The organism is Streptomyces sp. NPDC107575 (assembly GCF_055657265.1).
This window is the reverse complement of sequence record NZ_JBVKBG010000002.1, coordinates 1,075,601-1,100,736: the sequence shown is the minus strand read 5'-3', so window position 1 is coordinate 1,100,736 and position 25,136 is coordinate 1,075,601. Positions and strand designations below refer to the sequence as shown.

Sequence of the window (25,136 nt, the reverse complement as noted above, 5' to 3'; positions counted from 1 at the left end):
GTCAGGCCTCCTTGCGCGTCAGGTAGATGTTGGAGCGGTCGTCGAGCGCGGCGTCCCATTCCGGGGGCACGACGACGGTGGTCGTCGGCTGGTCGATGACGGACGGGCCGAGGATCTTGTCGCCGGGGCCGAGCGTCACGCCGCGGTAGCGGGGCGTCTTGAAGCTCTCGCCCCCGAAGGTGACCGGGTCGGTGCGGTGGGCCTCACACGAACCGCCGGCGGCTACGGCGTCGTTCAGCTGCTCCGGCCGCGGCACCTCGACGCGCACGCCCCAGGTGATGATCTCGACGCGGCTCTGCGCGTCGTGCGTGCCGTTGCGGCGATCATGCTCCTCGTGGAACGCGCGCTCGATGACTCGCGAGGCCTCGCCGTCGGTGTTCGGTGCCTCGTCGAGCTGCACGCGCAGGTCCCAGGCCTGGCCCGGATAGCGGGCATCGACGAAGTAAGTGACCTCGGCCTCGCCACCGACACCGTCAAAGCGGGCCGCGAACTCGGCGGCCTTCACCTTGAGTTCCTCGACGGCGCGCGTCGCGGACTGGACGTCGAACGCCCGGGTGTCGTTGTGCAGCGGGGAGAGGAACTCCGTGGCGATCGGTGCCCGGTGGGCCCCGTACGCCGCGAGCACTCCGGCGGTCGCCGGGATGAGGACGGTGTCGGCCTCCAACAGCACGCCGATCGCCGCGGCGACCATGGCTCCGGCGCCTCCCCCGGCCACGATGAGCGCGCCACGCGGGTCGACGCCCTGCTCCAGCGAGGCCTGCCGGATAGCCGTCGCCATGTGGTTGGCGGAAACGTCGAGGATGGCCTGCGCCGCGTGCTGGAGGGTCATGCCGAGCGGTCCTGCGATCCGTGACTCGATGGCTCGCACGGCGGCGTCGCGGTCGAGGGTGAAGCCGCCCTCGAAGCCGCTGGCGTCGAGGTAGCCGAGCACGACACACGCGTCGGTGACGGTCGGCTCCTCGCCGCCGCGGCCGTACGCGGCGGGGCCGGGGGTGCTGCGGGCGCTCTGCGGGCCGACGCGGAGCAGACCGCCGCCGTCGATCCAGGCGATGCTGCCGCCGCCTGCCCCGATGCTGGAGACCGCGACCGACGACAGGCCGGTCAGATGGCCGACGAAGGGTTCGCCGAGCCACGCCTCGCGGGTGTGGCGCACGACGCCCTTCTCGACGAGCGACACGTCGAAGGTGGTGCCGCCCATGTCGCACACGACGACGGTCTCGCGGTCGGGCGCGGCCGCGGCGCCGACGAGCGGGGCCATCGAGGGGCCGGAGTTGAGCAGCAGGACGGGCCTGCCGAGCACGTCGGCGACGTCGAGCACGGCGCCCTCCGAGGTGACGACCAGCAGGTCGCCCGTGAACCCGTACTCGACCAGATCGGAGCGCAGGTTGCCCAGATGGTCGGCCATGAGGGGCTTGAGCGAGGCGTCGATGGACGCGGCGGACGAGCGCCGGTACTCGCGGATGGTCGGGTTGGCCTGGTTCGAGAGCGTGTAGGGGACGCCGGGGAGTATCTCCTCGATCAGCTCCGCGAGGCGGGCCTCGTGTGCGTCGTTCACGATCGACCACAGGAACGACACGGCGACCGCCTCGACGCCCTCGTCGGCGAGGTTCTTCAGTGTGCCGCGCACCTGCTCCTCGTCGAGCGGAACCAGCACGTCGCCCTCGGAGTTGATGCGCTCCCGAATCTCGTACGTGAGGCGGCGCGGGACGTACGGGCCCGGATAGCGGGCCTTCGAGTCGAACGCGTCACGGCGGCCGCCCTCGCGCAGCAGTAGGGTGTCGGCGAATCCGTCGGTCACCAGCAGCGCGGTCTTGGCGACCTTGCCGGTGAGCACGGCATTGGTGGCGTGCGTGGTGCCGTAGACGATCACGTCGGCGTTGCGCAGCACCTCGTCGCCGCTCCAGCCGGCCGACTCGGCCGCACGGCGCACCGCGGCCTCGAAGCCGGTGAACACGCGGTCATAGGTGGTCAGCGCCTTACCGGCGGTCATCTCGCCGCTGTCGGAGCCGACGACCACGTCCGTGAACGTGCCACCGGTGTCGACGGCGATGCGATATCGCGCGTCGCGGCCGCTTGACTTCTTCTGGGCCTCGGTCATCTTTCTTCCATGTCTGTCGAGAACGTGCGGGTGGCGGGCGCCCGCGTGGGGGTGGGTGGTACGGCGTCAGTACTCGGCGACCCGGTTGGCGAGCGTGCCGACGCGCTCCACGTCGATCTCCACGGTGTCGCCGGGCCGGAGCCAGACGGGCGGGGTGCGCTTGGCGCCGATGCCCTGCGGGGTGCCGGTCGCGATCACGTCGCCCGGCTCGAGCGTGAGGAAGCTCGAGAGGTAGGAGACGATCCGGGCGATCGGGAAGATCTGGTGCCGGGTGTTGGAGTGCTGCATCTCCACGCCGTTGACCCGCGTGACGAGTTCGAGGGCCTGCGGGTCGCCGATCTCGTCGAGGGTGACGAGCGCGGGCCCCCACGGGGTCGAGCGGTCGACGGTCTTGCCGGCCGTCCACTGCGTCCCGCGGTACTGCAGATCGCGGGCCGAGATGTCGTTGAGCGGCGCGAGACCGGCGACGTGGTCGGGGGCATCCTGTTCCGACACGTGCCGTGCGGCGCGGCCGATGACCACGGCCACCTCCCCCTCGAAGTCGAGGTTCGCGCTGACATCGGCGCCCTCGATCTCGTCCTGGGGGCCGACGAGCGTGGAGGCGAACTTGACGAACACGTCGGGGTGTTCGGGCAGCGCGCGCCCCGTCTCGGCGACGTGGTCCTTGTAGTTGAGGCCGACGCAGAGCACCTTCGCCGGGTCGGGAACCGGGGTGGTCAGCCGCACCTCGGAGCGGGCCCCGACGCGTGTGTGCGGATTGCGCTCGATCAGCCCGGCGACACCGGTCGAGAACTCCTCGAGTTTGGGCGCGTGCTCGGCCAGGAAGTCGCGGACGGACGAGGTGGGTGCCGCGCCGGCCGCCGTCAGGAGACGTTCGAGGTCGAACACGGTGTCGTCGAGAAGCACACCGCCGCGGGCGCGGTTCTCGTGGAGGTAGGAGACGATTCGCATGGTTTCCGCTTCCTCTCAGTCCTGTGCGCCGGCAGCGACGGCGAGCACCGCATCGGCCAGGCGGTCCGCGATGTCGTCGACGACCGCCTGGTCCATCGGGGTGGACAGCGACAGCAGGTTGGCCGGAGAGCCGAGCAGGCCGCGCTGGTAGGACGCCCACCACAGGCGGTGCTGTGTGGCCTCGTCGACCTTCAGGGAGCCCGCGGGGACGGCCCGCAGAAGCGATCCGCGCCCGCGTACCTCCCAGCCGGCCTGCGCGACGCGCGCCATGACCGACTTCCGTGCCCGGTCACCGAGGGCGTTGAGCCGTTGCACCTCGGACTCCTTGTAGAGGCGCAGTGCCGCGGCGCCGGCCGCCATGCTGACCGGGTTGCCGGAGAACGTGCCGCCGTGCGGCAGGCTTCCGGGGCGCGTCGGGTCCACCTCGGACATGAGCTCTCCGAGACCGACGACCGCGCCGACCGCGAACCCGCCACCGATCGTCTTGCCCGTGGTCAGGAGGTCGGGCGCGACGCCGTACTCGCCGATCAGACCGTGCAGGCCGAGCCGGAGGCTGATGACCTCGTCGATGATCAGGACGATGCCGTAGCGGGTCGCGAGCTCCCGCGCGGTCCTGACGAAGTCGTCGGTGATGCGCAGCAGTCCCGCGCGGTTCGGCAGCAGGTCGAGGATGATCGCCGCGTAGTCGTCGGGTGCCGCCTCTACCTGCCGGCGCAGGAAGTCGGCGTCGTTGAGCGGAACGGGGGTGACGTCGTCGATCACTCCCTGGGGTACGCCGCGGGTGTAGGTCGGGCCGCCGGGCACGAGGGCGATGTCCGACGTGCCGTGGTAGCCGCCCTGGGTCACGATGACGCGCTCACGGCCGGTGCTGGCGCGGGCGATCCGGATGGCGGACATGACCGCCTCGGTGCCCGAGTTGGTGAAGCGCACCTGGTCGAGCTGGGTCACCCGGGACAGCAGCAGGTCCGCCAGCTCCCACTCGTAGAGGTTGGGGATGCCCCAACTCGCGCCGGACGACATCGCCTTGTGAGCCGCCTCGGTGATCTCCGGGTGGGCGTTGCCGTGGATGAGCGAGGTGAAGTTGTTGTTGGCGTCGATCAGTTCGCGGCCGCGGTCGTCCCAAACGCGGTGGCCCTCGCCGCGCACGGCGTAGGGGCTCGGTGCGCCGGTGTAGTAGGTGGACCGGCCGTAGCCGCCGGGCAGGAGCGGGTAACCGCGCGGTCCCCGGCGCAGGTGCGGATCCTCCGCGGGGGCGCTGCTGGTGACGCTCTTGGTCTGGATGTTCGTGGACATGTCGGTCTTCTCCACAGTCTCAGTTCACGAGGTCGATGAGGGGCTGCCCGGTCAGCGCGAGCCGCGCCCGCTCCACCGCGCCGTCCTGCAGGGCCCCGGTCGAGCGGTTGGAACGCCACGCGATGTGCGGCGTGAGGATCGCATTGGGCGCGGAGCGCAGAGCGTGCTCGGCGGCGAGCGGCTCCCGCGAGAAGGTGTCGATGCCGGCGCCGGCGAGATGACCCGACGTCAGGGCAGCCGCGAGCGCGTCCTCGTCGATCAGTCCGCCGCGCGACACATTGACCACCACGGACCCCTTGCGCATCCGAGCCAGCACGTCCGCGTCGACCAGGTGCAGGGTGTCGTCGTTGAGCGGGAGGTGCAGCGAGACGACGTCCGAGTTCTCGAGCACGCTCGCGAGGCTGCCGAGTTCGACCGGCCCGTCGGTGACGAAGGGGTCGTAGCCGCGTACGCGCGCGCCGACCGCCGCGTACATCCGCGCCACATGCCGGCCGATGCGCCCGAGCCCGACGACACCGACCGCCAGCTGCGACAGCACGGGGGTGTCGTAGCCGATGACCCCGGCCCAGCCGAGGTCGCGGACGGCGGCCTCACCCGTGGGGATCCGGCGCGCGAGGGCCAGCCCCATCGCGAAGGCGTGCGAAGCCACCTCTTCCGAAGCGGTTCCCGGGACGATGGCCACCGGGATGCCGGCCTGCGCGGCGGCATCGACGTCGATGTTGTCGTAACCCATGCCATAGCGGATCACCGCGCGGCAGCGCTTCAACAGCGGGAATTCGCCGGCCGTGAGCCGCGCGTAGGGGGTGACCATCACGATCTCGGCGTCCGGCAGGCCCGCACGGAACGCGTCCGCGTCGGCTGCCGCGACGAGTTCGCGGTTGAGCTCATCGGCGAGCGCGTGCTCGCGCTTCAGGTCCGGGAAGTGATGAGGGGCCACCAGGATGGTCCCCCGCTCATCGCCGTTCATGTCGTGCCGTCCTGTTCGCGTCGAGTGCCCCGTCGTCGCCGGAGCACGGCCGGAGCCGCTCTCCGGGCCCTGATCGAGGCCGGTTCGGGAAGCTGACTCGATTACAGCCCGGTGCGAACGCGGTCATCCGTGCCAGATCGACACACTCGACGGACCTGCTGCGCGCATGACGAACGGCCCGGACCACAGCGGGTCCGGGCCGTTCGTCATGCCTCAGAGGTCGAAGCCCCGGCTGCGGAAGAAGTCCATGCGCCGGTAGAACGTGGACCGCCCGATCTCGAGCATCTCGGCGGCCAGCCGCCGGTTGCCCTGGGCTTCGCGCAGGGCGCCGCGGATCTCGACCAGCTCCGCGTCCTCGAGACGCGACAACCGGCCCTTGGTCAGCAGGCGGTGAAAGCCCTCCGGCAGATCGTCGTTGGACACCTCGATGCCCTGACATCGTTCGACCGCGTCCGACAGGACCTGCCGCAGCTGGGTGATGTTCCCCGGCCAGTCGGAGTTGGTGAGGGTCGCGACGAGCTTGCGCGCGAGCCGCCGGTCGCCGTTCTCCTTCGCGATCGCCTGGGCCAGCAGCGGGATGTCCTCGCGCCGTCGACGCAGCGGAGCGAGGGCGATCTCGAGCGCAGCACCCGCGTCGACGATCGCGCGGGTCGCGTCGGTGACACGCTCGGCGGTGAGGACCACGGTGTGACGGCCGCCGCCGCGCAGCTGGGCGGCCACGTCGCGGGACTCCGTGGCCGTGAGCTCGTCGGCGTGCGAGATGAGCAGGACCGGGTCCGGCTTCGTCCCTGCGAGCTCACGTGCCTCGTCGATGCGGACGCCGGGATCGCCGGCGCGTGCGTCGATACGGATCACGTCGCCATGCAGGCCGGCGATCGCTTCGGCGAAGCGTGACTTGCCGCTGCCCGGTTCGCCTGTGACCACCACGGAACGACAGTGCTCGACCGCGGCCCGGGCGGATTCGACGGCCTTCAGCAACGGAAGGCTCTGTCCGTCGAAGTGCTCCCGCAGTCGATCGGCGGGGGACGACGCATCGCACGGCGAGAACACCGGCGCGTCGGTGGTGCGGCTGCGGCGGGCGATATGCGGGCGGACGACGGCCACGGCGCCGAAGCCCGAGGCCGACAGGTCCACCGGCGAGACCTCGATGCTCGCCGGTCCGAATCCTTCGAGCACCACCTCCACCTGCGTGCCATGGCCCGAGACCATCACGCTCTTCGCGTAGCCGTTGACGACCGTGAGGTCAGCACCTTCCAGGGACTCCGTCGCGACGGCGTTCATGTACGAGTGCTTGCCGTCGGTCGCCACCACCGCGGCCTTCCCCCGGCGGCGCGAGATGGTGAGGTACTCCCGCAGCAGGGTGCGCTCACGCGAAGAGGTGTGGGTCTCGATCTCGCGCTCCACGCGCGACGTGATTCCTTCGAGCATCAAAAGCGTGGACGACGGGTCGAGTTCCCTCACGCGGGCGGCCGGCAGCGTCAGTCCGACCACCGCACGCACCCGGTTGTGGAAGGGGTCACGGATGAGGGAGGCGAAACACCAATTGCCGCGCATGTCGTCGCGGAAGTGCTCCTCGGGCGCCAGCCAGACGGCTCGTCCCTCTTCCAGCGCGACACCTTCCCCATTGCTGCCGCAGCTCGCCTCCAGCAGCGAGTAGCCCGGCGGGAAGTCCATGTCTCCCCGCAGGAACTTCGGCTGGACCAGCGCGCCGTTCGGCGCGCTCAGGCTCACATGACCACCTACGTCCTGGGCGACCGCGTCGAGGTTGCGCAGGTGCGGCTCCGTCGCCAGCATCGTGCGTTCGTCGACACGCCCCTCCTCGAAGTAGCCGTGGTCCGCCTGTGCGTCGACGCCCGCGGCACGACTGCGCTGCCAGGAGCGGGCGACCACCGGGCGGAGGGCCGAGAGATCTTCGGTGGCTCGGCTCAGGAACTGTTCACGGATCTCTGCCGTAGGGCGGAGTACCGACGGCGCTCTCCACGGGAGCGATGCGACAGACACCATGGCGGCTTCCTCGTCGGTTGTGCGTACACGGTACGAGGCGTACCTAACTGCTGTTAGTCTTTTTTGTCTACCCCTGTTGCCCAGGGCGATGCCTCGACTTGTTCAATTCGCAACCTGTCCCTACGCTCTCGCCGAGAGCCCCGGCAACAGCCCGAGAGCCGTGCGTCTTACGCCCGCGAGGCCGCAGAACGCTCACCTTGGCGCCCCGACGCAGGGGTACAGCCACCCCGGCGTGACCGAATGTGGCCGGTTCACTACACGGCGGATTCACACCCGGAGGCCCCACCTCGGCAGGACGGCCGATGCCGCCTCGACCGTCCCCCTCGCTCTTCCCCGACAACCGACCCCGCACTGCACGCCGAGCGCGCGAGCAGGTGCCCCCCCTCAATGCCTCAACTCGCCGGCCCTGAGCGTGGGCGAGCAGCTCACGTACGACATCTCCTACTGGCTCGGCCACCGCGCCACGGGGACTCGTTGCTGGTGTCACCGCAATCACGCCCGGTTCGACTCGTGAGCTCTGTCAGTCGTGAACCGCGGGCACTCCACAGTGCCTCGCTTGACACAGCGAGCTCATCGGGCCTCAGCCCTGCGGGCGTGCAGCGAGAGCGAGGCGAGTTCGTGGACCAGGCTCAGGACGTAGCCGATCCCTACGTGCTCCTTGCTGTAGAGGCAGGATGCGGCGCGTGCTATCGGTGGGGAGTCTGGTGGGCAGGTGGCCGATGTTGTGCTCGTCCAGCTTCTGCTCGATGCGCTCGATGACGCGGGGCACCGGCCTTCTGCGCTCCAATGAGGTGCACCAGCTCCTCGACGTTCCGCGCGGCGTAGCCGCTGAACTTGAGCGAGTGCGACAGGCGCTCCCAGTCGTCCAACTCGGCCCACGTCTTCTCGGTCATGGTCTCCCCCCCCCAGCTCGAAACTGACAGGATGAAGATTATCGACAGCAACTGAGCCAACCAGTGGCAGATCGTGTTCCCCAGTGCGAGGGGAATGCGTCGGTCGCTGTACGGCCTTGGTGGTGGCTACCGCGACCAGTCACAGTCGCGGCTGTGCTCCGTGCCAGACCCGGATCGTGATCGAGCCGGTGGTCGACATAATTGGCCTGGACGCGGCGCCCCGTGTAATCGCGCCCATGACGTTGGTGCACGAGCACTTGGTGCCGGTGCCCCTACGCCTCTCCCGCCTCATGGAGGTCGTAGCCCGACAGGCCGCCGGTTGAGTGGCGCGCCGCTCAACCCGCCAACTGAGGTGCTCAGTCACACTTCTAGTTCTTACTTAGCACCTCAGGTTGGCGTCGTGTCACGGACGCCTGGGGATCGACCGCGCCCGTTCGGGACCTCGGCTTCGCAGAGGCCACACCCTCTAGAGATCTTGAGGCTTCGAGGATGTGCGGGCAGAGCGCTTGCTGGAACTGGTTGGCGCAGTGGACGGCTCCTCGCCCTGCTTCTGGTCGTGCGTGATCGTTTCCAGCAGGGTCAAGGCGTCGGCGGACATCTCATCGGCCGGAGCGTAGACCTCTAGGCGGTGGTCCGGGCTGTCGGCCTGCAACCAGATCTGGAATTCGACGGCCAGGTCGCCGACCAAGGGGTGGTGGAACTGCTTCGTGCCGCCGGTGCATTCTCCGACTCGTCCGCTTGCCCACAGGGAGGCGAAGTCGGAGTCTTTCATGCTGAGTTCGCCGACGAGTTCCGCAAGACGGGTGTCGTCGCTGTACTTGCCGCTGATGCGTCGGAGGTAGGCGACGTGGGTGCGCGCTTCAGCTGCCCAGTCGTCGTACGAGCCACGTACTTGCGGGTCAAGGAAGAGCAGCCGGGGCATGGACGGCCGGGTCGCGGGGTCCGCCGTGCTGTCGAACGGCAGGTGCGGTGCCAGCAGAGCGTGCCCCATGGGAGTCCACGCCAGGACGTCGTTGCGCCGCCCCAGGAGCACTGCGGGCTGATCGGATATCGCCTGCATCATCGCCAGGGCTCGAGGGTGCGGCCGTTCCGGCCGCGTTCTGGGAGCCGGGCGCAAGGGGGAGGGCTGGGCCAGGTCGAGCAGGTGCTCGGATTCGGTCGGTGTCAGCTGCAGCGCCCGCGCGAGGGCGAGCAGTACCTCGTTCGAGGCGTTGCGTGCTTGTCCCTGTTCCAGGCGTGTGTAGTAGGCGGCGCTGACGCCGGCGAGCTGGGCGACTTCTTCACGCCGCAGTCCTGGGACCCTGCGGCGGTGGCCCCAGAGGGGGACGCCGGCCTGCTCGGGGTCGAGTGCGGCACGGCGAGACTTAAGGAACTCGCCGAGGCTTCTGGATGCCCCGCTCCTCGGTTGCGTCATGTATTCAAGGGTAGGCAGCCAGGCCGGTGCTTGGGTGACCCTGTCAGTGGTAGGAATCGCAGGTGCACACTCGAGGGGTGGCTGGCTAGCTGATCATTGCCCGGCCAGGGTCGTAGGCATGCTTACGCACGACAATGCTTCACGCACGCGGCTGGTGCTGCTGACCCTGGCGGCCGGCGCTTTCGGGATCGGCACCACCGAGTTCGCCATCTCTGGGCTGATGCCCGGAATCGCGTCCGAGTTCGGCCTCTCCGTCACTACCGCCGGGTGGGCCGCGACCGCCTACGCACTCGGCGTCTTCCTGGGCGCCCCGGTCCTGGTCCTGCTCGGGCAGCGCTTCCAGCAGAAGAGGACCTTCCTCCTCGCCCTGATCGTCCTGTTCGTGGTCGGGAATCTGCTGACCGCGTTCGCGCCCTCGTTCGCCCTGCTCCTTGTGGGCAGGGTGGTCTCCTCGCTCACCCACGCGGCATTCATCGGCGTCGGGTCGATCATCGCCTCGCGCGCCGTCCCCGCGCACAAGAAGACCAGTGCGATCGCGTTCATGTTCTCCGGCATGACCCTGGCCACCCTCATCGGAACCCCGATCGCCACCTGGGTGTCCACCGAGCTGTCGTGGCGGGTCTCCTTCATCGGCATCTCAGCCATCGGTCTGGTGGTCCTGATCGGAATCCTCGCCTACGTCCCGGCCAGCAGCAGTGACGAGTCGTTCAACTTCGCCGCCGAGGTGCGCGCCTTCACCAACCCCAAGCTGCTACTCACGATGCTGATCACCATCCTCGGCCCGGCGGGGTTCTTCACATCGATCACGTTCATCGCGCCCATCACCATGGACGTCACCGGCACCCCGGAGAGCTGGGTCACGATCTACATGGTCGTGTTCGGGCTCGGCCTGTTCATCGGCAACCTCCTGGGAGGGCGTCTCGCCGACAAGAACCTCATGGGCCTGCTGCTGGGCAGCCTGTCCCTGCTGACGGCCACGCTGCTCGTCTTCTGGCTGGCCGCGGGCAACGTCGTGGTCACCTTCATCGCCGTGTTCCTCATGGCCGCTTCCGGGTTCGCCACCGTGTCGCCGATCCAGCGCCTGGTGATGGAACGGGCTGAGCGCGCCGGCGCCCCGAACCTCGCGTCCGCGATGAACATCGGCATGTTCAACCTTGGAAACGCCATCGGTGCCTGGCTCGGTGGCTATGTGATCAGTGCAGGGCTGGGAGGCAGCAGTCCCAACCTCGCTGGCGCCCTGCTCGCTGCCGGCGCACTCATGGTGGGCATCCTGATCTGGCTGCAGTCACGAAAGCCCACTGGTAACCAGTCCTCGGCGAGCCTCGACGGAGCTCATGACGGGGACCTGGAGCGGGTCTAGTACCTGGTGCGGCCGTGCGTCAGTTCAGCTCGTCGAGCTGAACTGACGCACGGCTGCCATCGCGCGAGGGCGACCGCATTTCACCTGCGCTACTGGGCGTGACTGGGGGCGGGACCGTGTGAAGTGGCTCGCCGACGAAGACCTGGGGGGAGCTTGGTGGCCCGGCGCCCCGAGCAGGGGCGCCGGGCCGGATTGCCGTCTGGGACCGAGGCGGGGACGGCAGTCCGGCGCCTCGGTGTCCGCCTGCTTCGGGTGATCAGGAGGTGGGGGCGAAGAATCGGGCGGTGGTGTCGTGGGCGCGGCGCACTGCCTCGTCGACCGGAAGCTGCCGGAACTCGGAGGACAGCATCTCCACGCCCCACGGGCCGGCATAGCCCGTCTCACGGATAGCGGCGATGAAGCCCTGGACGTCGAGCACTCCCTCGCCGGGAAGCCTGCGGTTGTTCATGGTGTCTTCGAGCAAGATGCCGCGGACCTCGGCGTCGGCGTCGTCGAGTTCGACGCCGACAATGTACTGGCGCGGAATCTCAGCCAGGGTGGCAAGATCGACGCCTGCCCGCTCGACGTGCCATACGTCGAGGAACAGACCGCCGGCCGGATGGCCAGCGGCGCGGAGCACTGCCAGGCCCTCGTCCGGGGTGCGGATGTCGGCGAAGGGCATCGGTTCGAGGCCCACCACCGTCCCGACCGATTGTGCTTGCTCCGCCAGGACGGCGAACTCCTCGGCGACCCGGCCGACGTCCAGGGTGCCGCCCGCCAGATGCCCGCCGACCTTGATGCAGCGGGCGCCCAGCTCTCCCGCCGCGCGCAGCAGGTCCTCACGGGCGAGGTCGGACTGGGCTCGGACCTCGCCGTCGTCGTACCAGCCCTCGAGGAACTCCAGCTCCACATGCCGCAGCCCGTGTGAGTCGAGCAGCCGCCTGAACGCCGAGAGCCCGAGCTCTTCCTCGACGACGAGCAGGTCGCCGTGGCGGATGCCGAACCCGGCGAACCCCGCCTGAGCCACGGCCTCGACGCGGTCGTGGATTCGCAGCGGGCTCCGGTCGTCTGCACCCAGCGGGTCGCATGCCCCGGCGCTTGTCCAGCAGGCGGAGATCAGTTCAGGGTCGTACATGTGAATCCTTTGGTCGACGGTTCGTCGGAGCGACGGCCGCGATGGGGTCGTGCGGGGCGGGTCGGCTGCGTGCGCCAGTGGTTGCTCAGCGTTCCATGACGAGGGCCAGGCCCTGGCCGACACCGATGCAGAGGGTGGCGACGCCCACGCCGGATCCCTTGCGGGCAAGCTGGTGGGCGACGGTGCCGGCGAGACGGGCGCCGGAGGCGCCGAGGGGGTGCCCGAGGGCGATGGCCCCGCCTTGCGGGTTCAGGATGCCCGGGGCGAAGTCGGGCCATTCGGCGACGCAGCCCAGCACCTGGGCGGCGAAGGCTTCGTTGAGCTCCAGGACGGACAGGTCGGCGAAGGACCGGCCAGCCTTGGCCAGGGCGCGGTTGACGGCCTCGACGGGGGCGAGCCCGAAGTAGTGCGGGTCCACGGCATGCACGCCGGTGGCGCTGATGCGGGCCAGCGGTTCGCGGCCGGTGGCTTTGAGGCCCTCTTCATCGCACAGCAGCAGGGCAGCGGCCCCATCGTTGAGCGGCGAGGCGTTCCCGGCCGTCACCGTGCCGTTCTCCGTGCGGAAGGACGGCTTGAGCTTGGCCATGGCAGCAAGGGAGGTGTCCGCGCGGACCGACTCGTCGGCGCAGAAGGCCATCGGTTCGCCCTTGCGCTGTGGGACGGGCACCGGCACCAGCTCGGCGTCGAACAGGTCCCGGTGCTGGGCGGCGGCCGCGTTGTGGTGGGAGGCCAGGGCGAACTCGTCCTGCTGCTCACGAGTGATCTTGTGTTTCTCGGCGATGAGCTCGGCCGACTCGCCCAGCGGGCCAGTCCACTGCGGGTCCATGCGCGGGTTGACCATCCGCCAGCCCAGCGTGGTGGAGTACAGCTCCGCATGCCCGGTCGGGAACGGGCGCTCGTTCTTGGGCAGGACGTAGGGGGCGCGGGTCATCGACTCGACGCCGCCGGCCAGGGCGATGGAGACGTCGTCGAGTGCGATGGCCCGCGCGGCTTGGATGACGGCCTCGAGGCCAGAGGCGCACAGTCGGTTCACACTCACGCCCGGCACCGAGGTGGGCAGTCCGGCCAGCAGCCCCGCCATGCGGGCGACGTTGCGGTTCTCCTCGCCCGCGCCGTTGGCGTTGCCGAAGTAGACGTCGCCAATGCGCTGCGGGTCCAGGTCGGGAGTGCGGGCGAGCAGGGCACGGATCGCGTGGGCCGCCAGGTCGTCCGGGCGAACGGAGGCCAAGGAGCCGTTGTACTTGCCGATCGGGGTGCGGACGGCGTCGACGATGTAGACGTCCTTCACAGCAGTCCCTCCGCGATGGTCAGCTTGGCATCGGTCTTGGCGACGACCTCGTCCACGGTGACGCCGGGTGCGGTCTCCACGAGGAGCGGGCCGTTGTCGGTGACGTCGAGGACGGCGAGGTCGGTGATGATCCGGTCCACGCACGCCTTGCCCGTGAGCGGCAGCGCGCACTCGGTGAGGATCTTCGGGCTGCCGTCCTTTGCTGTGTGCGTCATGACGACGATCACCCGGCGGGCGCCGTGCACGAGGTCCATGGCGCCGCCGATCCCGGTGATCAGCTTGCCGGGGATCGCCCAGTTGGCCAGGTCCCCCTTCGCGGAGACCTGCATGGCGCCCAGCACGGCGACATCGATGTGGCCGCCCCGAATCATGGAGAAGGACAGTGCGGAGTCGAAGAAGGACGCCCCGGCGAGCACCGTGACGGTCTCCTTCCCGGCGTTGATCAGGTCCGGGTCGACCTGGTCCTCGGTGGGGTAGGGGCCGGTGCCCAGGATCCCGTTCTCCGACTCCAGGACGACTTCGACGCCTGGGGGAAGGTAGTTCGGGATCAGGGTGGGCAGACCGATGCCGAGGTTGACGTACTGTCCGTCCTCCAGCTCGCGCGCCGCACGGGCGGCGATCTCCTGCCTGTTCCAGGCCATCAGGCGCTCACCGTCCGCTGCTCGATCTTCTTGTCGGCCGCCTGCTGTGGGCTCAGTGCGACCACGTGTTGCACGAAGATGCCCGGCAGGTGCACCGCGTCCGGGCCGATTTCGCCGGGCTCCACCAGTTCCTCGACTTCGGCAACCGCGATCCGGCCGGCCATCGCCGCGAGCGGGTTGAAGTTGCGGGAGGACTTGTTGAAGACGAGGTTGCCGTGGCGGTCGCCCTTCGCCGCCCGCACTAGCGCGAAGTCGGTTCGGATCCCGCGCTCGAGCACGTACTCCGCGCCGTCGAACTCCCGCACCTCCTTGGGTGGGGAGGCGAGCGCGATCGTGCCGTCGCTGTCGTAGCGCCAGGGCAGTCCGCCGTCGGCGACCTGGGTGCCGACCCCGGCGGGGGTGTAGAAGGCGGGGATGCCGGCGCCGCCGGCCCGCAGGCGCTCGGCGAGGGTTCCCTGGGGGATCATCTCGACCTCGATCTCACCGGCCAGGTACTGGCGGGCGAACTCCTTGTTCGCGCCGATGTAGGAGCCGGTGACCCGGGCGATCCGCCCGGCGGCCAGCAGGACGGCGAGGCCGGAGTCCATGGCGCCGCAGTTGTTCGACACCACCTGCAGCCCGGTCACCCCGCGCTCGTACAGCGCCTGGATAAGAACGTTCGGGACGCCGCTGAGGCCGAACCCGCCCACAGCGAGGGACGCGCCGTCGGCGACATCGGCGAGGGCCTCGGCGGCGGAGGCAACTACCTTGTCCATGCTCAGACCTGCTTGACGGTCGGCTGGTAGGCGAGGAACTTCCAGGTGCCGTCCACGCGCGTCCACACCGCGAGCGAGCGGTTGGCCAGCTGCTTGCGCACGCCGCCGGCGGTCAGGTCGGCATTCATCTCCCCGATGACGACCGCGGTGTCGCCGACCACGGTGATCGTGTCGATGGGGTGGTCGATGCGGTGGTACACGTAGAAGCCGTCCCGGCACTTCTTCAGGTACGACTCCAGCGTGTCCAGGGCCCCGTTGGAGTGCGTGTACGCGAGGTCGGGGTGAGCGAGTTCGGCGAACGTGTCGAGGTCTTGCGCAACGATGGCGTCGAAGCGGCGGTTCTCCAGCGTGCGGATGAGGTCCGTGTCGGCTGCGGTCATGAGTGGCTTCTCCCGTGCGATGGCGGTCGGTGTGCGGGCGGCGGGCAGGGTCAGGCGGTCGGCTGTTCGCCGGCCCAGGCGCGGTGGAGGAGGCCGGTGAGGCCGTCCGCGGTGACCTGCCGCGGGTTGGCGTAGGGGTGGGCCAGCACCTGGTCGACGATCGGGCCGATGTCGTCCTTGTCCATGCCGAGTTCGCGCAGCGAGACGGGCGCGCCCAGGCGGCTGGCCATGTCCCACAGCTGCGTGGCCGGGTCGCCGCCTTCGCCCAGCGCGCGGCCGAGTGCTGCGACCGCGTCGGGGGCGGCGGGCTGGTTGTAGGCGAGGGCGTGCGGCAGGACCACCGTGTGTGTCTCGGCGTGCGGCAGGTTCAGGGTGCCGCCGAGGGCGTGGCACAACTTGTGGTGAAGGGACATCGTGGTGGCGCCGAGACAGGACCCGCACAGCCATGCCCCGTACTGGGCTTCGCCACGTGCCTGCAGGTCCTTGCTGTCCGCGGTCACCGCGGGCAGGGCCTCGGTCAGCGCCCGGACGCCTTCCTCGGCCATCAGGTTGATGATCGGGGAGGAGTCGGGTGCGTAGAGGGCCTCGACGGCGTGCGCGATGGCGTTCATGCCGCTGGTCACGGAGACACCCACGGGGAGGCTGAGGGTGAGCTCGGGGTCGTAGAGAACGCTGACGGGCAGGACGCGCGGGTCCTTGCCGGTGCGCTTGCGGCCGTTCTCGGTGAGCCCCCACACCGACGTCATCTCCGAGCCCGCGTAGGTCGTAGGGACGGCGATGACCGGCAGGCCGGTCTCCAGGGCGATGGCCTTGCCCAGTCCGATGGCCGAGCCGCCGCCGACCGCGACGCAGCCGTCCGCGCCCAGCTCGGCGGCCCGGTCGCGGGCCGCGGCGGCGGACTCGACGGGTACGTGCATGCGGGCGTGCGGGTGCACGCCGACGGCGCGCTCGCCGATCAGCGCGGCCACGGTCTCGCCGAGATCCTGCTGCGGCGGGGAACACAGGACCAGGACGCGCTTGAGGCCGGCCGCGTCGATCTCCTCGGAGAGCTGGCCGAGAACGCCCGGTCCCATCACGACGCGCATCGGCAGGGACTGGTAGGTGAAGGTGCGGGGCTGGCTCATCGGGTGGCCTCCTGGCTGTCCTCGCTGAGGAGGGTGATGTCGAAATGGGTGGCGCGGTAGGGGTTGTCGAAGCCGAGTTCGGCGGCACGGGCCGGGTCGTCTACCGGGGCGAAGTCGCGTACGAGGCTCTCCTTGACGCCGAAGACCACGTCGGAGCCCAGGTAGGGGCAGTCTTTGACGAACAGGTGGGTGACCAGGGGCCGGTGGCCTTCCGCCGTGACCAGGAAGTGCACGTGCGCCGGCCGGTTGGGGTGACGGTGCGTGGCCTTGAGGAGGCGGCCGACGGGGCCGTCGTCCGGGATCGGGTAGTAGCGGGGCACGATGGAGCGGAACCAGAACTCGCCGTTGTCGTCCGTGGTGAACAGTCCGCGCAGATTGCGGTCGGGCTGGATGCCGGGCTGCTGGACGTCGTAGAAGCCTTCGTCGTTGGCCTGCCACACGTCCACCGAGGCGTTCGCGAGGGGTTTGCCGTTCTCGTCGGTGACGCGGCCGGTGATCAGGCACTGCTCGCCCTTGCCGTCCAGGGCAATGAGGTCGCCGGACTTCCGCTGCGGGGACTCGACCATGTGGAAGGGGCCGAGGACGGTGGATTCCGTTGCCACTTCCAGCGAGCGGTTGTTGATGGTCTCCACCAGCATGGACAGGCCCAGCACGTCGGACAGCAGGATGAATTCCTGGCGGACGTCGGTGCACGTCTGGCCGGTCTCGGTGAGGAAGGCGATGGCTGCCTCCCACTCCTCGTTGGTGAGTTCGACCTCCTTGGCGAAGGCGTGCAGGTGATGGACGAGGGAGCCCAGGACCTGCCGCAGCCGCGGGTTCGTGTCCGCGCCGAAGCTGTCGACGACGATCTGTGCGGACTGGTCCTCGTTGAACATCGAAGGCGCACTCATGGGACCCTCACCAACCTTTCTTGCGTAGCGTGTGCGTCTGTCGACCAGCGGGCGCCGGTTGTGGCCCGGGTCAGGGGTCTGTGGGCGGGCGCCCGTGGAAGGCGTTCTCCACGACGGTGACCAGCAGGTCCGCATCCGACTGCGGGTGCGTGGCGGCCTCTTCGCCGTGGCTCAGGGCTTTGACAGCGGCGTCCAGGGCGTCAGGCCCCATGCCCAGCTCCTGCAGACTTTGCGGGGCGCCGACCTCGTGGGCGAGCGCGGTGATGCCCTGCACGGCGTCGTTGCAGCCGAGTGCCTCGGCTATGCGGGCGAGAGCCAGCGGCCGCTTCTCACGGCACGCCGCCAGCAGGTGCGGCAGGAAGACCGTGCGGGCGTCGGCGTCGTGCACGTTGCAGGCCCGCTCCAGGACTTCGGCCCGCGCCCGGTGTTCTCCCGGTGCGGTCACGGCATACGAGGCGGCGCTCAGGTAGGCGCCGTACTGGGCCCGGGACCGGCCGACCAGGCCATGCGGGTGCAAGATCGCGTCCGGCAGGCCATCGGCGATCTGGCGGACCCCTTCTTCGGCGAGCATCCCGGCGATAGGACTCGCCTGCGGCGTGCACAGGACGTCCACGCCGCGTGCCAGTGCATGCATCGCCGAGCGGGCCGTGACCTGGTCCGTAAGCCCCACGGTCAGCGCCGGGTCATAGATCACCACCCGTGGTGACACTAAGGCCGCGGCGGAGTTGTGCTCACCGGGCGGGCTCATGGCCGGGGAGACGAACTCGGCGCCGGCGTACGAGGTGGGCAGGGCCACGAGGGGCAACTGAGCACGCAGCGCTGTCTGCCGGGCGCAGTGGATCACCGCGCCGCTGCCCACGGCCACCAGGCAGCCGGCCCGCTCACGCACCGCCGTCTCGTGCACCCAGGAAATCTGTTCCGCCATCGGCCGGGTCCGCGTGAATGCCAGGACCTGCACACGGTCGGCCGACAAGGATGCCGCGAGCGCGTCCGCCACAGCCTTCTGGGAGTCCGAGGTCACCAAGAGGACGGACTTGGCGCTGAGGCGTTCGAGTTCCGGCAGCAGGCGGGTGCGGTGCGCATCCACGGCGAACACCACCCTGACCGCGTGGACGTCGTGGGTGAATCCCGCGATGCCCTGCGATATGTCTGTCAACGTCACCAGGACCTTCCTTCGCCCGGCACCCGGTCGCACCGCGACCGGCAGCGGGCCATGAGGGCGATCGCGGTCATGGCGTTCCCCCTTCGCGTCTGAGCCCATGCGCGGGCACGGATCCCGTCCGCGCCCCGTCTGTGAGCGTTGCTTCACATGCTTGTAGTGCTGTATTGATTCTGTCCAATACTTGCTTTGCTCATGATCTATATGGCTGGCGAATACATCGACGGTGGCGCCGCCGCGCCGCGCGACCGAGGGGGCGAAAACGGTGGAACTGCGACAGCTCCAGTACTTCGTGGCCGTGGCCGAGGAGCTCAACTTCAGCAGGGCGGCCGACCGGCTCAACATGACCCAGCCGCCCCTGAGCGCTCAGATCCGTCAGCTCGAGGAGGAGCTGGACGTGGCGCTCTTCGAGCGCACCACCCGCAGGGTCAAACTCACCGCCGCAGGACGCCACTTCCACGAGAGCACGCAAGAGCTCCTGGCCCAGCTGGACAGGAACATCCTGGACACCAGGCGGGCAGCGAAGGGCGAGTGGGGCAGGCTCGCACTGGGCTTCGTGCCGTCCGCGACCATGGAGACCCTCCCGCCCGTCCTGCGCGACTTCCGGGAACGCTTCAGCAACGTCCGCCTCGACCTGCACGAACTCACGCCCGAACGCCAGGTCTCCGGACTGCGCGACGGCTCGCTGGACTGCGCCTGCTTCTACCTCCCCTTCGCCGACATGCACCCCTTCGGCGACCGCAACCTCGCCTCCGTCGCCATCTCCCGCGAACCCCTGGTGGCCGCACTGCCGCCAGATCACCGCCTCGCGGCCCAGCGGAAGATCCACGTCGCCGACCTCGCCGAGGAACCCTTCATCGCGGTCAGCGGCCACAGCGGACAGGGCCTGCGCGAAATCATCCTCGAGCAGTGCCGCCGGGGCGGATTCACGCCCCGCGTCGTCCAGGAAGCGGCCCTGGTCCAGACGATCGCCGGACTCGTGGCCAGCGGGGTCGGCGTCGCACTCGTGCCCGCGTCGGTGCGCCGCATCCAGAAGATCGGGGTGACCTATCGGGCGCTCCAGGACGATCCCCTCGACGTCGAGATGGGATTCGTGTGGATGCGGGAGAACAACAGCCCCGTGGTGGCCGGATTCATCGACGGTGTGCAGCCGGCCAGCTGACCCCTCTGGCCAGGCCCGTTCCTCTCCTTTCACCCCTCCGCCGTCAGTCCCCGGCAGGCCCGCAACAGGGCGCCGCGAGCGCGGCCCGGACCCATCTCGCTCACACGATCTATCCGGGCGTCGTATAGATCAATCGGAAAACAAGTATTGGACAGTCTCAGTCGCGGACCCAACGATGTAACTCATCGTTCACACAGTTCCGGGAATGCCGGTCCGCCCCGTGAACGAGGGCCCCGCGGGAGACCCCCGGACCGGGGCATGCGCAGGCGATCCGTCCGGCAGGACGGTCCGCCGGACGGCCCACCGAGAGAGGAACCCCATGACCAGCCCGCTAGTCCTGTCCAACACCGACGCCCCAAGTGCCCTGCACGGCCTGCACGGCGGCCGCGGCGTCGACCGCTGGAAGCGGTTCGTGACCGGCCTGATGCTCCACGCCGACTGGGACTCCTTCGAGCACAACCGGCTCGAGGTAGGAGGGCTGATCGGCGAACACGTTCACACCCGCACCGAGGAGATCTACTTCGTCGTCAGCGGCAAGGGCCTCATGCGCCTCGACGACGAAGAGCGTGAAGTCGGCCCCGGCGACCTCATCATGACGCCGCTCAACGGGCGGCACTCCATCGAGAACATCGGCGATGTCGAGCTGGAGTTCATCGTCGTCGAGGCCCTGCCGCCGTCGATTGTCGAGCGGCTCCCCGGATACCGCCCGACCGAAGTCGGCGCGTAGGCGCTGAGGAAGGAATCACCACCATGGCCAAGAAGTTCGTCAATCTCTTCCAGGAACCCAGCAACATCACCGACGTGATGGCCGGCCCCTGGAACGACATCCGTGTCGAAACCATCGCTCCCGGAGCGCCCCTGGAGCTGGAGTCGGACTCCGTCGAGCACTCCTGCTTCGTCCTTTCGGGCAGCGGAACCCTCATCAACGGAGACGGTGCCGTGTTCCCGCTGAAGGCCCAGGACGCCTTCGCGATCCCGGCCGGAGGCCGCGTGCGCCTGGAGGCCGACGAGGAGCTGACCGCTCTGCACATCGAGATGAGGGTGTGAGCTCAGCTCACCCACTGTCCCCGGCCGCCGTGCCACGGCGGCCGGCAGGGCCGGCGACCGTGACGTCGACGGCCTCAACCATCCCATCACCACAAGCGTGCCCCGCGCAGCGGTAGCCACCAACTCCGGCGCAGGTGCTGCTGGTTCGCCCGGAAACTGAGCGTTGCGGGCACGGTTTCGAAGCGGCCTGCGACAGTGTCGGATCTTCACGAAGTCGTCCCCAACGCCGCCTGCACAAAAGGCCGGCCGGCCCGCAGGCGACACCCATCGGCTTCGGCTGACAATTCCATCGCCCCAGGACGCCTGATCCACAGGCCAGCCTCAGAGCACAGGACCGCGTTCCGTGCCCGGCCCAGCTCCGTGTCATCCACACCGAGCTGGTGATGCCCGGCGATCGCCCGCCACCACCCCCCGCAGCAGCGCCGTGCTCCTCCCGGCCACCGTCGGCATCTTGCCCCGGGCCCCTCCGTATCGTCCCGGCCCGAGCAACCAGCCAACGCCTCCACCAGGCAGGCACCGCGGCCACCCGCGCTCATGGCAGTCCCAACACCGTTCCCCCGGCGGAAGCCGGCGTTCGCGGAGGACCCATGAACACAGCACGTGAAGGACAAACCGCCGCCAGGATCAGCGCCCCTTGGGCCGCACTGCACTCGATCCGGCCGACCGGCGGCGAACAGAACCGCTGTCAGTGCTCGTTCACACACACCGAGAAGCCCGGAGGCACCCGATGAGCAATGCGCGCCCCGTCGTCGATCTAACCGGCGCCGTCACCGTGGTCACAGGGGCTGCGGGAGGGATCGGCGAGGCTATCGCCGAACGCTTCGTCCTGGCAGGCGCGACCGTCGTCGTCGCCGACCTCGACGAGAGCGCGGCCAAGGACACCGCCCAGCAGGTAACACAGCGCGCTCAGAACGCGGGAGCCCAGGGCTCTGCCATCGGGCACCGCCTGGACGTCACCGACTCCGCCTCGGTGGAGGCCGTCGCCGACACGGTCCTCGCCGAATACGGCCAGGTCGACGTACTGATCAACGCGGCCGGCATCGTCGAGGACGCGGCCACCTTCGACCTCGACGAGGCCACCTGGTCGCGCACGCTCGAAGTCAACCTGACCGGCACCTTCCGCACCACCCGCAGCTTCGCCCGGCGGATGAAGGGACGCGGCGGCTCCATCGTCTCGATCTCCTCCATCGCCGGCATCATCGCCGGACAGCCCGAAAAGCACCTGGCCTACGACGTGTCGAAGGCCGGGGTCGCCCACATGACGCGCGTCCTCGGCGCGGAATGGGCGGGCCAGGGCATCCGGGTCAACGCCGTGGCTCCCGGGCGGGTCGACACGCCCCTGTTGCGCTCGCTGACCACGCACTCCCCGGGCATCGTCGAGGAGTGGATCTCGCAGGCACCCATGCGGCGCCTGATCGACCCCTCCGAGATCGCCGACGGCACCGCGTTCCTCGCCTCGCCCGCAGCCTCCGCCATCACCGGCCAGGTCCTGGTCATCGACGCCGGCCTCACCGTCGTCTGAGCAACGCTCCCATCCGCCAACTCCTGCCAGGAGCCTCGTTCATGAAGACTGAAACCCACAACGCCGTGGGTTCACCCGATGCAGGCGTGGACTCACCCCCATCACGCGTGACCCGGTTCGTGGTCGTCGCAGCGGCCGTGTCCGCGCTCGGTGGCTTCCTCTTCGGCTTCGACACCGGCATCATCTCCGGCGCTCTGCTGTCGATGCGCGACGATCTGGCCCTGTCCGACGCGGCACAGCAGACCATCGTCAGTTCGCTGCTGCTCGGCGCCGTCGTCGGCGCCTTCCTGGGCGGGCCAGCCGCCGACCGCATCGGCCGCCGACTCACGGTCCTGGCCATGGCGGTCCTCTTCGTCGGCGGCGCCGTGCTCGCCGCGCTCGTCTCCGGAGTGCCCGGCCTCATCACCGCCCGGGTCCTGCTCGGACTCGCCGTGGGCGCCGCCTCCGCGGTCGTGCCCGTCTACATCGCCGAGATCGCGCCAGCCCGCGTCCGCGGCGTGCTCGTTGCCCTGCAGGAGTTCATGATCACCCTGGGGATCCTGTGCTCCTACCTGGTCAGCTACGTCCTCGAACCCAGCGGCAACTGGCGCCTCATGCTCGGCTCCGCCGCCCTCCCGGCCGCGGCCCTCTTCATCGGAATGCTGCTGCTGCCCGAAAGCCCGCGCTGGCTCATGGGCCATGGCCGCGACGCCGAGGCGCTGCGCGTCCTGCGCCGTGCCTGCTCCAGCGAGCAGGAAGTGGAGGACGAAGTCGCGGCCATCCAGACCGAGCGCAGCAGCACCGTCCGGGTCCGCTGGCGTGACCTGCTGGCTCCCGCGGTCCGCCCCGCGCTGATCGTGGCCGTCGGCCTGGCCTTCTTCAACCAGATGGTCGGCATCAACGTAGTGATCTACTACGCACCGACGATCCTGTCGTACGCGGGCCTGGGCGACTCGGCCGCGATCCTCGCGACCGTCGGCGTCGGGGTGACGATGGTCGTGGCCACGGCCCTCGCCCTCGCCTTCGTGGACCGCGTCGGCCGCCGACCGCTGTTCATCTGGGGATCGGTCGGCATGGCGGGAGCCCTGTTCCTCATGGGCGCGGCGTTCCTCGTGCCCCAGGGACAGAGCCTTCGCGCCACCCTGCTGATCGCCGGCCTGCTCGTCTACATCGCCGCGTTCTCTCCCAGCATGGGCCTGTTCTGGGTACTCATGGCCGAGGTGTTCCCCGCGCCCCTGCGCAGCAAGGGCGCCGCGGCCGGCTCGATCACCCACTGGGTGATGAACTTCGTGGTCGCCTCCACCATCCTCACGCTGATCTCCGCGATCACCGCAACCGGCGCGTTCTGGCTCTACGGCGCCTTCACCGTCGCCTGCGCGCTCTTCGTCTGGAAGACGCTGCCCGAGACCAAGGGCAAGACCCTCGAGGTGGTCGCCGAAGAGCTCATCGCCCGCTCGAAGGACCCCCGCGGCACCACCGTTGCCCACTGAACGACACGACACCACGAGACAGGTGACGACATGAACGCAACTCTCAGCCCCCTCCCGGGCAGCGCAGCGCCCCTGCGCACCGGCGGCCGAGTCGACGGCAAGGTCGCCGTGGTCACGGGCGCGGCAGCGGGACTCGGCGAAGCCATCGCCATACTGCTCGCCGCGGAGGGAGCATCCGTCGCAGTGACCGACCGCGATCCCGCCGGCAAGGCGGTCGCGGAGGCGATCGTCGCCGCCGGCGGCCGGGCCCACTTCTGGTCCCTCGATGTGACCGACGAGGAGGCCGTCGAGACCGTGATGGCAGAGGTGGTCGGCCACTTCGGCCGGCTCGACGTCCTCGTCAACAACGCCGGGATATCGGGGCCCGACGAACCCTCCGACCAAGTCTCCTGGGCCGCCTGGGAACAGGTCTTCCGCGTCAACGTCGGCGGCCCGTTCCTGTGCACCAAGTACGCGGTGCCTCACATGCGTAACAGCCCTGGCCAGAGCAGCATCGTCAACATCTCCTCGATCTACGGGATCATCGGCAATGCGGACTCGCCGGTCTACCACTCGAGCAAGGGGGCCGTCCGTATCGCGTCCAAGACCGACGCGATGACCTTCGCGCCCGACGGCATCCGCGTCAATTCCGTCCACCCCGGCACCACGCTCACGCCTCTCAACATCGAGAAGGGCAGCCGTGGCCCCGGTGGTCTCGACGGCTACCTGGAGCAGATGCGCGCGCTGCACCCGCTCGGGGCCGTCGGAGAGCCCTCCGACATCGCCTACGGAGTCCTCTACCTCGCCTCCGACGAGTCCCGTTTCGTCACCGGCAGCGAACTCGTCATCGACGGCGGCTACACCGCCCAATAGCACCCGAAGGAACACCATGAGCCGGCTCGACCGGAAGATAGCCATCATCACCGGCGGCGCACAGGGCATCGGCCGCGCCACGGCCGAACTGTTCGCCGAAGAGGGCGCGACCGTCATCGTGGGCGACATCGTCGAAGCACCCCCCTTCGACCACCCCGCCATCACCTCCCGCCACTTGGACGTGACCCGCCCCGCCGACTGGGACGCGCTCGTGCAGACCGTGCTCGCGGAGCACGGCCGCATCGACATCCTCGTCAACAACGCCGGACTGGTCGGCTCCTACGCCCCCATCGGGGAGATCGACCCCGCCGACTGGCAACGCATCATCGACATCAACCAGAACGGCGTCTTCCACGGCATGCGCGCCGTACTGCCCGCCATGACCGGTCAGGGCAAGGGCGCGATCGTCAACGTCTCCTCGATCTGGGGTATCGCCGGGGCGTCCGGGGTGTCGGCCTACCAGGCCAGCAAGGCGGCGGTACGCATGATGAGCAAGAACGCCGCGCTGTCGTACGTCGACGCGGGGATCCGGGTCAACTCGCTGCACCCGGGGATCGCGTCCACGCCGATGATCTCTGCCCAAGACGAGGCCATCACCGCCGACGTTGTCGCCGCGACCCCGATGCGGCGCCCCGCTGAGCCCCGCGAAATCGCCTACGGCGCCCTGTTCCTGGCCTCCGACGAGGCCAGCTACGTGACAGGCATCGAACTTCCCGTCGACGGCGGGTTCACCGCCCCGTGACCCCTCCCGCT

At 69.4% G+C, this 25,136-nt stretch carries 22 protein-coding genes; 8 read left to right on the top strand and 14 right to left on the bottom strand.

Annotated features, from left to right (window positions below; all coding sequences use genetic code 11):
• Position 1: 1 nt before the first annotated feature.
• The 6 genes from ACZ7L4_RS11565 to ACZ7L4_RS11540 form a co-directional block, all read right to left on the bottom strand.
• A complete protein-coding gene (locus ACZ7L4_RS11565) occupies positions 2-2,098 on the bottom strand; it encodes a hydantoinase/oxoprolinase family protein (RefSeq protein ID WP_472101512.1) in 2,097 nt (698 codons plus the stop codon).
• A gap of 66 nt (positions 2,099-2,164) precedes the next feature.
• Positions 2,165-3,049 carry a fumarylacetoacetate hydrolase family protein gene (locus ACZ7L4_RS11560; protein WP_472101511.1) on the bottom strand — a complete coding sequence of 295 codons (885 nt, stop codon included), beginning with the start codon at positions 3,047-3,049 and terminating at the stop codon, positions 2,165-2,167.
• A 15-nt stretch (positions 3,050-3,064) separates the two neighbouring features.
• Positions 3,065-4,342 (bottom strand): aspartate aminotransferase family protein, encoded by a 1,278-nt coding sequence (locus tag ACZ7L4_RS11555; RefSeq protein ID WP_472101510.1) that lies wholly within the window; start codon positions 4,340-4,342, stop codon positions 3,065-3,067.
• A 19-nt stretch (positions 4,343-4,361) separates the two neighbouring features.
• The gene (locus ACZ7L4_RS11550; protein WP_472101509.1) at positions 4,362-5,309 is read right to left on the bottom strand and encodes a C-terminal binding protein; all 948 of its coding nucleotides are present in this window, start codon (positions 5,307-5,309) and stop codon (positions 4,362-4,364) included.
• 213 nt (positions 5,310-5,522) lie between these two features.
• Entirely contained in the window at positions 5,523-7,313 is a 1,791-nt protein-coding gene (locus ACZ7L4_RS11545) for an AAA-type ATPase lid domain-containing protein (RefSeq protein WP_472101508.1), read from the bottom strand.
• A 1,359-nt stretch (positions 7,314-8,672) separates the two neighbouring features.
• The gene (locus ACZ7L4_RS11540; RefSeq protein WP_472101507.1) at positions 8,673-9,620 is read right to left on the bottom strand and encodes a helix-turn-helix domain-containing protein; all 948 of its coding nucleotides are present in this window, start codon (positions 9,618-9,620) and stop codon (positions 8,673-8,675) included.
• A 118-nt stretch (positions 9,621-9,738) separates the two neighbouring features.
• On the opposite strand from ACZ7L4_RS11540, the gene ACZ7L4_RS11535 reads away from it, so the two are divergent.
• Positions 9,739-10,980, top strand: coding sequence for an MFS transporter (locus tag ACZ7L4_RS11535; RefSeq protein ID WP_472101506.1), 1,242 nt, complete (start codon positions 9,739-9,741; stop codon positions 10,978-10,980).
• Between the two features lie 256 nt (positions 10,981-11,236).
• On the opposite strand, the gene ACZ7L4_RS11530 is transcribed toward ACZ7L4_RS11535, so the two are convergent.
• From ACZ7L4_RS11530 to ACZ7L4_RS11495, 8 genes are all read right to left on the bottom strand, one after another.
• Entirely contained in the window at positions 11,237-12,094 is an 858-nt protein-coding gene (locus ACZ7L4_RS11530; protein WP_472101505.1) for a sugar phosphate isomerase/epimerase family protein, read from the bottom strand.
• Between the two features lie 85 nt (positions 12,095-12,179).
• Positions 12,180-13,382 (bottom strand): thiolase family protein, encoded by a 1,203-nt coding sequence (locus tag ACZ7L4_RS11525; protein ID WP_472101504.1) that lies wholly within the window; start codon positions 13,380-13,382, stop codon positions 12,180-12,182.
• The gene (locus tag ACZ7L4_RS11520; protein ID WP_472101503.1) at positions 13,379-14,023 is read right to left on the bottom strand and encodes a CoA transferase subunit B; all 645 of its coding nucleotides are present in this window, start codon (positions 14,021-14,023) and stop codon (positions 13,379-13,381) included. Before ACZ7L4_RS11520 ends, ACZ7L4_RS11525 begins: the two co-directional genes overlap by 4 nt.
• Positions 14,023-14,778, bottom strand: coding sequence for a CoA transferase subunit A (locus tag ACZ7L4_RS11515; protein ID WP_472101502.1), 756 nt, complete (start codon positions 14,776-14,778; stop codon positions 14,023-14,025). Before ACZ7L4_RS11515 ends, ACZ7L4_RS11520 begins: the two co-directional genes overlap by 1 nt.
• Positions 14,779-14,780: 2 nt before the next feature.
• Entirely contained in the window at positions 14,781-15,158 is a 378-nt protein-coding gene (locus ACZ7L4_RS11510) for a nuclear transport factor 2 family protein (RefSeq protein WP_472101501.1), read from the bottom strand.
• A gap of 50 nt (positions 15,159-15,208) precedes the next feature.
• A complete protein-coding gene (locus tag ACZ7L4_RS11505) occupies positions 15,209-16,282 on the bottom strand; it encodes a maleylacetate reductase (protein ID WP_472101500.1) in 1,074 nt (357 codons plus the stop codon).
• Positions 16,279-17,172, bottom strand: coding sequence for an intradiol ring-cleavage dioxygenase (locus ACZ7L4_RS11500; protein WP_472101499.1), 894 nt, complete (start codon positions 17,170-17,172; stop codon positions 16,279-16,281). Before ACZ7L4_RS11500 ends, ACZ7L4_RS11505 begins: the two co-directional genes overlap by 4 nt.
• A gap of 70 nt (positions 17,173-17,242) precedes the next feature.
• Entirely contained in the window at positions 17,243-18,334 is a 1,092-nt protein-coding gene (locus tag ACZ7L4_RS11495) for an iron-containing alcohol dehydrogenase (protein WP_472101498.1), read from the bottom strand.
• A gap of 262 nt (positions 18,335-18,596) precedes the next feature.
• Between ACZ7L4_RS11495 and ACZ7L4_RS11490 the strand changes: the two genes are divergently transcribed.
• The 7 genes from ACZ7L4_RS11490 (at position 18,597) to ACZ7L4_RS11460 (ending at position 25,125) form a co-directional block, all read left to right on the top strand.
• The gene (locus tag ACZ7L4_RS11490) at positions 18,597-19,493 is read left to right on the top strand and encodes a LysR family transcriptional regulator (protein ID WP_472101497.1); all 897 of its coding nucleotides are present in this window, start codon (positions 18,597-18,599) and stop codon (positions 19,491-19,493) included.
• Between the two features lie 319 nt (positions 19,494-19,812).
• Positions 19,813-20,220 (top strand): cupin domain-containing protein, encoded by a 408-nt coding sequence (locus tag ACZ7L4_RS11485; RefSeq protein WP_472101496.1) that lies wholly within the window; start codon positions 19,813-19,815, stop codon positions 20,218-20,220.
• Between the two features lie 23 nt (positions 20,221-20,243).
• On the top strand, positions 20,244-20,540 hold the full coding sequence (locus tag ACZ7L4_RS11480; RefSeq protein WP_472101495.1) for a cupin domain-containing protein: 297 nt from the start codon (positions 20,244-20,246) through the stop codon (positions 20,538-20,540).
• Between the two features lie 727 nt (positions 20,541-21,267).
• Entirely contained in the window at positions 21,268-22,062 is a 795-nt protein-coding gene (locus ACZ7L4_RS11475) for an SDR family NAD(P)-dependent oxidoreductase (RefSeq protein ID WP_472101494.1), read from the top strand.
• Between the two features lie 107 nt (positions 22,063-22,169).
• On the top strand, positions 22,170-23,531 hold the full coding sequence (locus ACZ7L4_RS11470) for a sugar porter family MFS transporter (protein ID WP_472101493.1): 1,362 nt from the start codon (positions 22,170-22,172) through the stop codon (positions 23,529-23,531).
• A 30-nt stretch (positions 23,532-23,561) separates the two neighbouring features.
• On the top strand, positions 23,562-24,383 hold the full coding sequence (locus ACZ7L4_RS11465; RefSeq protein ID WP_472101492.1) for an SDR family NAD(P)-dependent oxidoreductase: 822 nt from the start codon (positions 23,562-23,564) through the stop codon (positions 24,381-24,383).
• 16 nt (positions 24,384-24,399) lie between these two features.
• Entirely contained in the window at positions 24,400-25,125 is a 726-nt protein-coding gene (locus ACZ7L4_RS11460) for an SDR family NAD(P)-dependent oxidoreductase (RefSeq protein WP_472101491.1), read from the top strand.
• The last annotated feature ends 11 nt before the right edge of the window (positions 25,126-25,136 follow it).

Bases quoted from the DNA above. Each gene is read 5' to 3' on its own strand.
- ACZ7L4_RS11545 (WP_472101508.1), bottom strand. From the start codon at position 7,313: ATGGTGTCTGTCGCATCGCTCCCGTGGAGAGCGCCGTCGGTACTCCGC.
- ACZ7L4_RS11505 (WP_472101500.1), bottom strand. From the start codon at position 16,282: ATGAGCCAGCCCCGCACCTTCACCTACCAGTCCCTGCCGATGCGCGTC.
- ACZ7L4_RS11565 (WP_472101512.1), bottom strand. From the start codon at position 2,098: ATGACCGAGGCCCAGAAGAAGTCAAGCGGCCGCGACGCGCGATATCGC.
- ACZ7L4_RS11550 (WP_472101509.1), bottom strand. From the start codon at position 5,309: ATGAACGGCGATGAGCGGGGGACCATCCTGGTGGCCCCTCATCACTTC.
- ACZ7L4_RS11510 (WP_472101501.1), bottom strand. From the start codon at position 15,158: ATGACCGCAGCCGACACGGACCTCATCCGCACGCTGGAGAACCGCCGC.
- ACZ7L4_RS11535 (WP_472101506.1), top strand. From the start codon at position 9,739: ATGCTTACGCACGACAATGCTTCACGCACGCGGCTGGTGCTGCTGACC.
- ACZ7L4_RS11485 (WP_472101496.1), top strand. From the start codon at position 19,813: ATGACCAGCCCGCTAGTCCTGTCCAACACCGACGCCCCAAGTGCCCTG.
- ACZ7L4_RS11555 (WP_472101510.1), bottom strand. From the start codon at position 4,342: ATGTCCACGAACATCCAGACCAAGAGCGTCACCAGCAGCGCCCCCGCG.
- ACZ7L4_RS11500 (WP_472101499.1), bottom strand. From the start codon at position 17,172: ATGAGTGCGCCTTCGATGTTCAACGAGGACCAGTCCGCACAGATCGTC.
- ACZ7L4_RS11560 (WP_472101511.1), bottom strand. From the start codon at position 3,049: ATGCGAATCGTCTCCTACCTCCACGAGAACCGCGCCCGCGGCGGTGTG.
- ACZ7L4_RS11475 (WP_472101494.1), top strand. From the start codon at position 21,268: ATGAGCAATGCGCGCCCCGTCGTCGATCTAACCGGCGCCGTCACCGTG.
- ACZ7L4_RS11480 (WP_472101495.1), top strand. From the start codon at position 20,244: ATGGCCAAGAAGTTCGTCAATCTCTTCCAGGAACCCAGCAACATCACC.
- ACZ7L4_RS11465 (WP_472101492.1), top strand. From the start codon at position 23,562: ATGAACGCAACTCTCAGCCCCCTCCCGGGCAGCGCAGCGCCCCTGCGC.
- ACZ7L4_RS11530 (WP_472101505.1), bottom strand. From the start codon at position 12,094: ATGTACGACCCTGAACTGATCTCCGCCTGCTGGACAAGCGCCGGGGCA.
- ACZ7L4_RS11540 (WP_472101507.1), bottom strand. From the start codon at position 9,620: ATGACGCAACCGAGGAGCGGGGCATCCAGAAGCCTCGGCGAGTTCCTT.
- ACZ7L4_RS11460 (WP_472101491.1), top strand. From the start codon at position 24,400: ATGAGCCGGCTCGACCGGAAGATAGCCATCATCACCGGCGGCGCACAG.
- ACZ7L4_RS11520 (WP_472101503.1), bottom strand. From the start codon at position 14,023: ATGGCCTGGAACAGGCAGGAGATCGCCGCCCGTGCGGCGCGCGAGCTG.
- ACZ7L4_RS11515 (WP_472101502.1), bottom strand. From the start codon at position 14,778: ATGGACAAGGTAGTTGCCTCCGCCGCCGAGGCCCTCGCCGATGTCGCC.